7 protein-coding genes are annotated in these 11,981 nt (G+C 53.1%); 4 read left to right on the top strand and 3 right to left on the bottom strand.

Annotated elements, in window-relative coordinates; all coding sequences use genetic code 11:
- Positions 1-46 precede the first annotated feature (46 nt).
- Both AC5S16_RS00180 and AC5S16_RS00175 read right to left on the bottom strand, forming a co-directional pair.
- Entirely contained in the window at positions 47-1,336 is a 1,290-nt protein-coding gene (locus AC5S16_RS00180; RefSeq protein ID WP_493927980.1) for an SGNH/GDSL hydrolase family protein, read from the bottom strand.
- A 99-nt stretch (positions 1,337-1,435) separates the two neighbouring features.
- Positions 1,436-2,599, bottom strand: coding sequence for a DUF5005 domain-containing protein (locus AC5S16_RS00175; protein WP_493927979.1), 1,164 nt, complete (start codon positions 2,597-2,599; stop codon positions 1,436-1,438).
- Positions 2,600-2,834: 235 nt separating this feature from the next.
- Here AC5S16_RS00175 and AC5S16_RS00170 point away from each other — a divergent pair, with 235 nt between their 5' ends.
- From AC5S16_RS00170 to AC5S16_RS00155, 4 genes are read left to right on the top strand one after another with little or no spacing between them, the layout of a single operon-like run.
- Positions 2,835-6,014, top strand: a complete 3,180-nt coding sequence (locus AC5S16_RS00170; RefSeq protein ID WP_493927978.1) for a TonB-dependent receptor — start codon at positions 2,835-2,837, stop codon at positions 6,012-6,014.
- Positions 6,014-8,785 carry a glycoside hydrolase family 38 N-terminal domain-containing protein gene (locus AC5S16_RS00165; RefSeq protein ID WP_493927977.1) on the top strand — a complete coding sequence of 924 codons (2,772 nt, stop codon included), beginning with the start codon at positions 6,014-6,016 and terminating at the stop codon, positions 8,783-8,785. The genes AC5S16_RS00170 and AC5S16_RS00165 overlap by 1 nt, the downstream gene beginning before the upstream one ends.
- Before the next feature lie 55 nt (positions 8,786-8,840).
- Positions 8,841-9,782 carry an alpha/beta fold hydrolase gene (locus AC5S16_RS00160; protein WP_493927976.1) on the top strand — a complete coding sequence of 314 codons (942 nt, stop codon included), beginning with the start codon at positions 8,841-8,843 and terminating at the stop codon, positions 9,780-9,782.
- Positions 9,783-9,796: 14 nt separating this feature from the next.
- Entirely contained in the window at positions 9,797-10,894 is a 1,098-nt protein-coding gene (locus AC5S16_RS00155; RefSeq protein ID WP_493927975.1) for a LacI family DNA-binding transcriptional regulator, read from the top strand.
- Between the two features lie 18 nt (positions 10,895-10,912).
- On the opposite strand, the gene AC5S16_RS00150 is transcribed toward AC5S16_RS00155, so the two are convergent.
- Positions 10,913-11,938 carry an alginate lyase family protein gene (locus AC5S16_RS00150; RefSeq protein ID WP_493927974.1) on the bottom strand — a complete coding sequence of 342 codons (1,026 nt, stop codon included), beginning with the start codon at positions 11,936-11,938 and terminating at the stop codon, positions 10,913-10,915.
- Positions 11,939-11,981 lie beyond the last annotated feature (43 nt).

Genomic DNA, 11,981 nt, shown 5'->3' with positions numbered 1-11,981 from the left:
CTCCTCAAAAAAGGGAATATCTCTATGTATTTTTTAACAGGTGAGGCTAAGAAATTGGGACAAGCTCAAAATGATGAGGGACAGGATGCGCAACCTCACGCATTTTATCTGCGATCGCTTCGTCGAGAGTATCCAGAGAATCCATTGCCGGCTTTGCCTGTGTGACATGATATTCGTCGAGAGGAACCTGAATATTTCTCCACCGATCGAAATGAATCTCTTCGTGAGAAACCGCCAGCTGATACACCTTCATCGCTTGATCCGTGGCCGGTGTTTTTAGAAGCGCAAGGTTAATCCCTGAACTCAGCTGGTCATTATTAAATGCGCCGATGGAAGTCCCATCTATTTTCAAGGAATATGTTCCCCGCTTGAGACCGTTCACCTTCAGGGTCTGCTGGTTCAGGGCCTTTGTGGTCTCCGAGCTTCGTATGGATAAGCCAACTGGAGCTCCTCCGCCCCACATGTCCTGCCATTGCTGGAAAGGCAACGGCAGCGATTCGTCAAGCTGGGTCCATGCGATACCGGCATTGCCTGAAAGCTCGGTTACTTTTGCAAATTTTGCGCTTTCCACTCGTGGAGTAGATTTTGCGTCAAGCACAACAGCGGAAACCACCGGACGCACCTGCCAGGCCTTGAGAATTTCGGAGGCCATCACAAGATGTCCGCCAAAAGAAGGATGAACATGATCAGAAATGATTTGTTTGGCGGTTTCCGGATCAAGATGGTTTGCTTCGGCAAGCATTTTCACCATTGGAGTATTCAGATCAATGGTCTCTATTCCTGACTGGCCGGCATAATTCACAATCCATTTTCCGAAACTGCGCAGCACCTCGTTGTAATCGATATTGCCTGCTACAGGAAATGCAGGCGGCCTGGTTACCATGTCATATGGACTAGGCTCTAACGCTACAATCCGGCTTTGCGGCACCTGCTTCTTGATCGCGTCGACAATATAGCTGTATCCGGAAAAAAATTTCTTATCATTTTCCTCCGTTTCAGCGCGATAACTGCCATCGTTCATGCCGAGCATGATCGTGACAACGGTGGGTTGATAAGGAAACACATCCCGGGTCAAGCGGGTATCAATGGGTCCACCGCCTCCTCCATGCACCGAATCTCCTCCCCATCCGGAATTGACGAAGGTTACATGGAGATCCGGATAACGGGTCGCTACAAATGTTTCGATGAGGCTCGTATAAAGGCGCTGTTCAGTAATGCTGTCTCCATAGAACAGGACCTTGTCGCCATTTCGAAGATAGAACTGAGGGTTCTCTGCTGCCCATGCACATGTCGATACAGCCAACATCGCACACAACGCGGTCTTGAATAACTTCATTCATTGCTCCCATGCAGTAATGGAGTATCAGCGCGAACAGAGTGTTCTCCGTGCGCGGCCGGTCAGGTTAGTGTTGCAGGTTGTTTGCTTCAGCCATCATTATTTTTTCTGAAATGTGATCTTCACCAGTTGAAGCGCCTGCTGAAGAAATCCCGTGGTTTGCACATAGGTGACATATTCCGTCAGTCCGCCGTCCTCTTCGAATTCCGGATGCGCAAGCGCCGCGTAGTCGATTGTCCCGCTCTCGCCCTGATCGCCGACAAACAGAAGAGTTTCGTCTGACCACGGTCCCCAGGGATGATTCGCTGCGCGATAGTAAACGTTATTGCTGTAAATGCCGCTATAGATGGCTATGTATTGATGGAGAGCCTTATCGTAAAAAATTGAGTTTCCCGCAGCACCGCCCTGAAAGACAGTCACAGCCGCATTTGGATCTGAACTCCAGGTATTCCCGCCCGCATAGTAGCGCCATGATTGCTTGAAGAGCACCTCCAGGATGGGCACGCGGGCGACACGGCAGTTCTCGACGAGAAACCCTCCCTGACACCCAACAGCATAGAGAAATCCATTTTCTACCAGCCATCCACCTGCATACCCCACTTCGTCTCCCTGCCACATCAAGGTAGGCTCGGGCGTTCCAGGCGCCTCCACCGGACGAGTGAATTTACCTCCTACTTCCATCGCTATGCCTGTACCTATAACCTGGAACCCCTGAATATCTCCACCGCGGAATACTTTGCTGTAGAACTGGTACGCCGCTGATGTTCCCGGTATTGGAACGAGAGGGCCAGGCCATATGGCGTAATCTTCGCCGCAGGTGCTTGCAGGAGTTGCCGTGCAGTGATTGGGATCATGGGTGTAGTTGAACTGCTCCTCTACCGATGTGAATGGCATGTACTCGATCGGAACTCCGGTCTTATCCAGATAATCGTGGTTTAGATAAATCCCATTCGATGCGTTCAGAGAGTCAGTCCAAGCCAGAGTGTTGCTGATGAAGTTGTGGCCATCCACGTTATAGGCCCGCATCGACGTATCGTTGAATGCCCAGTAAGACTTTCCGTCAATGACCGCGCTATATGTTCCGTCGCGTCCATAAATCAGCGGATTCTGCCTCACGACTCCCATGGGGACAACCGCCTGTATGCTCGGGACCGTTGGAGCCGAAGAGCTTTGTCCAAACAGCAGCGATGCGAAACCAAAACAGGTTAAGAAGCAGGCTGCAAAGGATGGAACGCGGGAGATACTGCGTGCAGGAAGTTTCATCGGGGGATCTCCTCTCACATCGGATGTGGTACCGGTACCATTCAGCGGCACTACTGTATGGGGAATCCTCAGCTGCTGTCAACTTGCCCTATACCTTCGCTAATTTCCAGCTCTCGCTTCATTCGTGCAAATTATTTCTTGCTTGACAGCGATGCAATCCATGTATTCATATGAGTGCGCTTATGGTATCGATTCCATAAAAATGCTGTCAATTCATTTTTCGAGGAGGCAAGGCATGTTGAAGCAGAAGAACTTATATCCCCGGGAGACTCTCGACCTCGGCATGCAATCCAGAAACCGTTTGCTTCTGAAGGGTTGCTATTCTCTGTTGAGCTGTATTTTGCTCCTGGCTTGTTTCTGGACGCCGATGAAGGTCAGTGCGCAGCTGGATACCAGTACGATTCGTGGAATTGTTACCGATCGCAGTGGCGCTGTGGTTCCAGGAACCACGGTCGTGATCACCGACATGAATACCAACCGGTCATTCACGACCACTACGAACTCCACCGGCGAATATTCCGCGCCTTCCCTCTCGGTCAGCAGCTATCAGCTGAAGTTCACGAGAAACGGCTTCAAGACCACCACCATCGACAACGTGGTTCTGCATGCCAATCAGACGATTGCAGAAAACGTGCTGCTCGATGTGGGCACAGAAGAGCAGGTGGTCGAAGTACGGGCCAATGGCGTTGCCGTCGACACCAATACGAGCGCTCTGGGCACCACCATTACGGCTGACCAGGTAGCGAAGCTGCCGCTCAACGGACGCGATTTTACGGCATTGCTTGCTTTGACCCCAGGCGCTATTCAAAATACCGGCGACAGCGTCAATCGGGACTCGTTAGGCGGCTTTCCCAGCGGCCAAATGGGCGCGAACATGCTGGTAGACGGCACGGATGCGACGCGCGTTGATGGCAATACGACCTTCAGTACGTTTGGCCGTGGAAATGCCCGCATAACGCGGTCGAGCGTCGACAACATAGAAGAGATCAAGGTTCTCTCGTCTGATTATTCTGCCGAATATGGCCGTGCCATCGGCGACATTGTGAATGTCATTACCAAGTCCGGCACCAATGAGCTTCATGGCGAAGTATTCGAATTTTTCCGCAACGATGCTCTGGACGCAAAGAACTACTTTTTCAACGGCACACCGACGCCGCTGCGGCTCAATCAATTTGGCGGAAATCTAGGCGGCCCTGTGCGCCGGGATAAGCTTTTCTTCTTCGTGAATTATGAGGGCGTACGACAGCACGTCACAACGCCGGTCACTGGCAGCAGCCTGGTTCTGAATGCACGCATGCGTGCCATGGCGGATCCCTCCATGGCGCCTGTTCTCGCAAAGATTCCGTTAGGAAACGGCGGGCCTGCGCCAACACAAAACCACATCATCTACAGCTACTGGTTTGATGTGCTGAATGGAGCGACGTCGAGTGACATTCGAGAAGATACTGCAGCGATCAAGCTGGATTATGTTCTCTCGAAGAAGAACAACTTTGCGGTCCGCTATAACTACAATCTCAGCGACACATATGGCGTGTATGGTCTGGCCATCGGTCAAACAGCAGATGCACCGCAACTGGCGCAGCTCGGCAAAGCAACCTGGAACTACACAGGTTCGCAGACATTTCTAAATGAAGCAGGATTCGCGATCAACAGTCCCCATTCGCATCAGGACGCGGGAGAGCCAGGCTTTCCGATTTTCTCCTGTTACATCTGCAATGTGGGCTTCGGGACTGCTCCAAGCCCCCAGCTGTTTGCTTCGAAAGAGCCCTCCATCTCCTATCAAGCCATAGACACAGCGACGAAGATCAAGGGGCGCAGTCAGTTTCGGTTTGGCACCGATATACGCTGGAACAATGTAGGGCGCGAGCTGGATACTCAGGATACGCTCCTCTACAATGGCGGTCCCACTGTAGAAGCGGCGACCGACCTGCCTTGCAATGGCCAGCCGCAAGGAACAGGTGGATGTGTAGACCCATCCGGCGGACCAGAGGGATTCCTCGCGAATGACGGCGTTGGATGGACCCGGCTGGGATATCCGCTTACGCATATGAAGAATGTCATGATGAGCTTTTTCTTCAATGATGAGTGGAAGATTCGTCACAATCTGTCACTGAATCTCGGCATCCGCTGGGAGCACAACACGGTTCTGCATGATGCGGAAGGCGCAGTTCAGAACTTCGACATACCCACGCTCTCCCTGCTTCCGCCGAAGACGGCCTTCTACAAACCTTCCTATATAGACTGGGCGCCGCGTTTTGGATTCAATTGGGATCCCACCGGCAAAGGGCTGACATCCTTCAAAGGAGGCTTCGGCCTCTTCTTTCTCCCCATCGCCGCAGGAAGCCCGTTGAATCTTGCAGCGAATACAGAAGAGAATGTGTCCATCAACTTACTCCAGATTGCTTCTCAAAACCTGACCTGCAACCCGCCGCTTACGGTGATTCAGTATCCATTGCCGGCCCAGGCGCCCGATTGCAATCCGAAAGCTCCGGTGAGCGTCACTTCCTTCGATCCCCATCAGCGGGACTCCTATTCCGAGCAGTGGAGCCTTGCAGTCGAGCAGCAGTTCGCCAAGAATTCTGTTCTCAGCATCGCCTATCGAGGGAATCGCGGCCTGCGCCTTAGCGCCGGCGCCAATCTTAATCTGGAAAACCCTTTAACGGGCCACAACTATCTGAGTGATAATTTCGGCAGCATTAATCTGGCTGGTCAGTTTGCCACGTCGAAATATAACGCGCTGAACCTGAGCGTGCGGACAAACACGCATGGTCTCAGCCTGCAGGCGAATTACAACTGGACTCACGAGTTCGATAACTTTATGGGGCTGTTCGAGGCATATCAGAATCCATCCGATATCAATGCGGATTTCTCGCCAGGCGACATCGACGTTCGCAATTCCTTCTCGATCGGCATGGTTTACAGTGTTCCGGCTGCCACTCAATCCTTTAAAGCATTGACCTCAGGCTGGCAGGTTACTGCGATCGTGCAGGGCAGAGCTGGTTCGCCTGTTAACGTGGGCTGGTCTGAAAACAATCCATTCACTGGAAGCCTCAGGCCGGATTGCAACTTCACGATTTCAACTCGCGCATTGAACTATGACCTGCCCGGACCGCAATATAACACTGCTGCGTTCTCACAGCCGGCCGGCAATTTTGGAACCTGCCCACGTAACTTCGTGCGTGGTCCCGGATTTATCCAGCCGGACATTGGTTTAGTAAAGAACACAAAGCTGGGCGATCATCTTACCTGGGAGTTCAGGGGTGAATTTTTCAACATCGTCAATCATCCGAACTTCGCCAACCCCGGCAGCACGGTCAATGGCTTCGACTTCGGCACCAGTACTGCAACGGTGGGCAATCTTGTTGGATTGGGTACTTCACGTCAGGTGCAGTTATCGACCAAACTAGTCTTCTGATGCGAAGCTATTCATCATTTGACCTGTGTCATGCGGGCATTCCCGGTTATCGTCACAAGCCGCAAGTGATCCGGTGGCAACGCCTCGTTGTGTGCGTATTGTTTCTTCTACTTGGGCTCGCTTCTGCCAGAGCCAGCGAGCCGTCGTCTCCGGTGAAGGTCATCTATGTGATTCCGAGTTCGCATTGGGATCTCGGATTTATCCGTCCGCCGCAAGAGCAACTGGACGCGTTAAAGCCTCATCTGGATGCTGTCATTCGAGCTTGTGATGCCGATCCACAATTCCGCTGGACCATCGAGAGCGTGTGGCAATTGCAGGCGTGGCTTGACCGCACAAAGGACGATGCCCTGGTCGATCGACTGGCGAAGCTGCTGCGCAGCGGGCAGATCGAGCTGTCTGCTGCGGATGGAAGCATGCATACCGAATTTATGGGTTCGGAAGAACTGAACCGGCTTGTGTATGCGGCTAAGACCGCAGAACAGCGGTTTGGTATCCATGCAACCGTCGCGATGATGAACGACGTGCCCGGATTCTCTATGCGCCTGCCGCAGGTTCTGGCCCGGTCCGGAGTCCGTTACCTGATCACTGGCTCGAATACCGCATTCGGTGGAGGAACGAGCCTTGCGCCAGGAAAGATGCCCATCTATTGGCGCTCTCCCGATGGCAGCAAAGTGCTGATGTGGCAGACGCAGGGAAAAAACGGCGGCTACACAGAAGCGCTGGCCGACTATTACATCGATCCCGATGCAGGCGATCCATATCTGCATACCAGGTTCTATCCAAAAGAATGGAACGGCCTTTCGAACCTCGAAATCATGCATCGCGGCATGCGAAAGCTGCTGGACGAATATGCGGCTGCGGGATATCAGCATTCCATCGCCGCGCTGTTGTACATGCATGATGCCATCGGCCCTGAATATGAGCTGAAGGGGCTCATTCCGAATGTTCGCGCGTGGAATGCGGCGGGTAACTCGCCGCGGATCGTTATCGCTACTCCGTCCGAGTTCTTCGCTGCATTGGAGCGAGAGAGCAATTTCCCAACTTACACGGGCGATTGGAGCGGTCTATGGTCCGCGGTGAAATTGAATTCGCCCGCCATGAGTGCGGATGCGCGGTGGTTACAAGAGCAATTGCCGCGGGCGGAAACTCTCTGGTCCCTGGTGAATCACCTTGTTCCGGATTCGCCCTATCCAGCAGCGGCCATTTCCGACGACTACAGAAAACTTTTCTTGTACGACGAACATAATGGCTCCGGACAGGGAGGCTGGCCCAAGCTCTTGTCACGCGCAGAAGTGCTGGAACAAAACCAGCAGTATGCAGGCTTCCTGCAATCCGCACGAGCCTCAGTCACTGATCTATTGGCGAAAGGCACAGCACAGCTGGTGACGGGACCTCGCACTTCCTCTGGACAGCGCCTGGTGCTGGTCTATAACCCAACGAGCTGGGCGTTCTCCGGCCTTGCGCGCCTTCGGGAAGCAGGCGCTTATGCGATCCGCGACACGAGCAGTGGACAAGAGGTGAAGACTCAGCATGATGAGTCGGGCGAGACATACTTCGAAGTTCATGACGTGCCACCGCTGGGATATCGTACCTACGTTCTGCAGCCAATTCGGGCTGCGACAGAGCCACGGGCGAGTGCGGCGCCTGTTTTACAAAGCCCTTTTTTCGAAGTTCAGTTCGACCCCAAAAGCGGCGAGATAACGCAAGTCACAGACCGGCGCACGAATCGGATCATTCTTGATGCGCGTCGTAATGATTACGCTGGGCGATTGACGATTGGCCACGGCAATCAGCCCGAGTTGTTCACTGCAGCAACAGTGGAACTCCACCATGAACGTGGGCTGCTTTTCGATCGTCTGCGGATTGACAGGCCCGGATCGTACTGGCCTGAAACCATCATCAGCCTGGCTCTCGATCAGCCACGCATCGATATCAAAGAAACCCTCGATAGAAATCGAATGCCTTTTGTCGCCTACAATTCGCAGAGCGCCCGGTATTCTTTCGGATTTCATTTCTCCGGGGCCGACGGCTCGCAAAGATTTGTGAGCAACGGAGAAGGATTGTATCGCTTCCCCGAGGACCTGCTGCCGGGAGCAAAAAGCGACGCTGTTGTGCCAAGACACACTCTCGTGTGGAGTTTCGCGAAAGACAAACAGTCTTATCAGCTCATGCTGGCGCAGCAACAATCCTACTTTGATGAGCTGCCTTTAAAGGGATGCCAGGCTGACTCGACAACTTGTCCGGCAAGCCTTCGTGCTGTTGCCATGCTGAAGTCTGATCAGGCAGAGACACGCGATCAGGGCATCGTTCGCTTTGACTCCTACGAACCGGGATATCCGGCTACATATACATATGTCTTCAGCCTCACGGGCATGTCTGGAGATCCGGATCCCGTTGCTGCGCAACGATTCGATGCAGAGGATGCACTCGACTCAGCAGTGCTGCCTTCAAATCTTCAGCCCAGACAATGGGTGCAATCGTTGCTGTCTCTTAGTTCTCCCAATGTTGTGGTCGAGGTGCTCAAACCAAGTCGCGATGGTAAGCCTGGAGATCTGACGCTGCGTCTCCATGAGATATCAGGGAAAAACACGGTGGTCAGCTTGAAATGTGCCTTTCCTATAACCAGCATTGTAGAAACAACTATGACCGAGGACCGCGAGATTGCAAGAGGGATATCACAGCAGGCGATTCAACTGACCGCCTATCAGACTCTCACATTGCGACTCACAACTGGCTCTGCCGGGAATAGACGGGCGAAGAGCCGGGAGTGATTCATATGCACTGCCACATGAAAATTGTTTATCGAGCCAGGAGATTTTGAAACGTATGGGGCAAGTTCAACACCGGGTCATTCCATTTTTGATGTTTGTAGTTGCTTTGATCGTACCTAGAAGCGCTCTGGCACAGCAGCCGGACTGGGCGGAGCTGGCGTCTTTTCACTACAGCATAGCTGCAGATGTGACTTACGGATATGCAAACAATACTGCCCTGCATTTGGACGTTTGGCAGAATCAGGCGGCTAAAGGTCCTGTGCCAACGCTTATGTATATTCATGGCGGCGGATGGATGATTGGCAACAAAGAAGGCGCAGTACACTTCTTTCTTCCCTACCTTGAGCGCGGCTGGAATGTTGTGAATGTGGAGTATCGTCTCGGCGGGAACTCGCTGGCGCCGGCTGCGGTCGAAGACAGCCGTTGCGCCCTGCGATGGATCTATAACAACGCGGAACACTATCATTTCGATCTGAATCGCATCGTCGTTTCGGGCCATTCTTCGGGCGGTCATCTCGCTCTTATGGTTGGTATGCTGCCGGACGGAACAGCGCTCGACAGCGAATGCCCTGCAGATGCCGACGCTCCTCCTCTGAAGGTTGCGGCAATCGTAAACTGGTACGGCATTACTGACGTCAACGATCTGCTGGAAGGGCCGAACCGGAAGACGTATGCAGTCGCATGGATCGGCGCCAATCCAAACAAGCAGCAATTGGCGAATGAGGTTTCTCCGATCACTTATGTTCGTTCCGGACTTCCACCCATCATCACGATCCACGGCAATAGCGATCCGACAGTGCCCTATTCACAGGCTGTTCGTCTACAGCAGGCGCTCACCACAACGCGGGTAGCCAATGAATTAGTGACGATTCCAGGCGGAGTACACGGAAGCTATCCAGATGCTGAAACGCAGCGCGCATTCCAGGAAGTCTGGAAATTCCTCAGCGCCCACAACATTGAGTCACACTCCGACACAACTTCTGCTGGAAAAAACTAGGCTGTAGAGTTGGCTTGATAGAAGGAACAGCAACTACGCTCCATACGAACATGAACGAGAATCCGACATCTTCGCCGCGAAAAAAGAAGCGCCGTCCAACATTGCGCGATGTGGCTCGCATGGCTGGCGTTGGCACGACAACCGTTTCCCGGGTTATCAATGGCGGTCATTATGTCGACGCAGCAACCATGTCCAAAGTACAAAGCGTTATGGACCGGTTGGGCTATCAGCCAAGCCAGGCGGCGCGCGCGCTGAAAGGAGAAAAGACTCACAGCGTCGGGCTGATCGTTCCAACGCTTCGTGATCCATTTTTTGCGAATCTGGCGAGTGCAGTACAGCAGGTCACCAGACAAAAGAACTATGTACTGATCGTGCTCGCGTCAGAGGATGATCCTCAGCAGGAGACTGCCGAACTGGACAGGTTTCGCAGCTATCGCGTCGACGGAATGCTGGTGGTTCCGCCTCGAGTCCAGACACAGAAATTTCTCAATGCTGTCAAATCGCTCGCGATCCCTACGATCGCTCTTGACCGCCCTCTCGAAACGCGCTGCTCCTCGGTCATTTGCGATAATTTCGACGCTTCAAAGAATGCTGTTCAGCATCTCCTGGCGCATGGCCGTAAGCGGATCTTATGTCTAGGCGGCGATCCAGATCTCTACACTATTAAGGAGAGGATTCGCGGTTACAAAGAAGCAATGGCGACTGCCGGACTGAAACCGCATATTCTTTCGGGATTCGATGCCCAACAACTGTCAAGCGCGCTGAAAGAACGCTTCGTACATCCCCAGGAGCGCCCGGATGCTGTTTTTGCCGCGTATGGCGATGCGTCGGTGCTCGTCTATGAATTTCTTATCGACTATTCTTACAGAGTTCCTCAGGAGGTAGCGCTGATTGGGTTCGATGAGTTCCCTCTTGCCGGCACACTTCGTCCGACACTGTCGGTAATCCGGCAGCCAATCAATGAGATTGGCGTTACGGCGGCTCGCGTATTGTTCGAACAGATCGAAGGCGACCCGGGAACGCCACGGCAGATCACCATCGCCACAGAGCTGATCCCGCGTATGTCTTGCGGCTGTGTGTCCGTAGCCAATGCCTCGCATAACCTGATGTAGAGCCGTCGCTGCATCGCCTCATACCCAGAGCAACGGCTGGCGAATGGGATAATTGCGGATAATCTCTTTATCTGTGGGATCAGGATTCAGCTTCTTCCAGAGCGCGATGTACTCGGCGCGATGACATGCCAGGCCGGCAAAAAGCAATCCGGGAGACCTTACCGGCAACGCATCGAAATGCTCCACGTCCCGTCGGTATGGCCATTTATTTCTGTCGAGAAGATATGGATAAATAAATGCCGCAGACTTACAGAGACCACGGCCATCCGGCAGAGAGAAAGTTGTGAGGTCTACTCCGGAGCCTTTCAGAGATTGCGCCAGCCCGGCCATCACATCAAAGTTGAATATTGAGTAACTGTAAGGCTTTGTGCGCGTAAGTTCCTTTGGGAAAGAACCATTTACTGCCAACTGGTCTGACAGCAATGTATCTGTGAACCACTTTCGGATCTCATCACGTGTTTCTTCGTCACGGATCAACCGCGCGTATTCCGACGCTTGTAAGGCCCAGCATGTCGCATGATTATTGAGGGCTGCACGCTCCTGCCTTCCCTTCTGGCTGGTCTTCATCCAGTCCAGATACTCTCGAAACCAACTCTTCACTCCTTGCATATCGTTTATGGAAAACGCAGAGGAATCGAGGAGGCTGGCGCCCCGGGCTACTTCGACAAGGTGAAGAGTATCGATAATGCCGTAACTGCGCCCGGTAGAAACACCGCGGACTCCCTGCGCGAACTCCAGATTCGGATTCATTCGCGTGGATGGAGTTACGAACCAGGCGCGAAGATAATCGCTGGCACGTTTCGCATATCGAGAATCGTGCGTTAGTGCCCAGGCGGCCGTAAGTGCAGGCATCCTGATAGAGAGCTCCACCATTACCCTGCGGTGCTCGTTGAAATTCTGCGGATTGCTCTGGCCATCGCGGTTGATGTAAGGACCATTGGGGTTCTTCGGATCGGGCCAGAAGTAGTCGGCCTGAGAGTAGAAATCGTGGATATCTCCGGGACTATCGTGAGTCGGAAAGGTGGTAATTGTTTTGATTTCCAAGGGAAGATATTCACCTGCAGCCCGTAAAATCCTCGCCCGGTCT

This window comes from Acidobacterium sp. FHG110202_01, from assembly GCF_059115305.1.
The sequence above is the reverse complement of the archived record's forward strand: the minus strand, read 5'-3'. Positions and strand labels throughout refer to the sequence as shown.

Excerpts from the sequence above, each read along its gene's own strand:
- AC5S16_RS00180 (WP_493927980.1), bottom strand. The coding sequence starts at position 1,336 with ATGAAGTTATTCAAGACCGCGTTGTGTGCGATGTTGGCTGTATCGACA.
- AC5S16_RS00175 (WP_493927979.1), bottom strand. The coding sequence starts at position 2,599 with ATGAAACTTCCTGCACGCAGTATCTCCCGCGTTCCATCCTTTGCAGCC.
- AC5S16_RS00170 (WP_493927978.1), top strand. The coding sequence starts at position 2,835 with ATGTTGAAGCAGAAGAACTTATATCCCCGGGAGACTCTCGACCTCGGC.
- AC5S16_RS00165 (WP_493927977.1), top strand. The coding sequence starts at position 6,014 with ATGCGAAGCTATTCATCATTTGACCTGTGTCATGCGGGCATTCCCGGT.
- AC5S16_RS00160 (WP_493927976.1), top strand. The coding sequence starts at position 8,841 with ATGGGGCAAGTTCAACACCGGGTCATTCCATTTTTGATGTTTGTAGTT.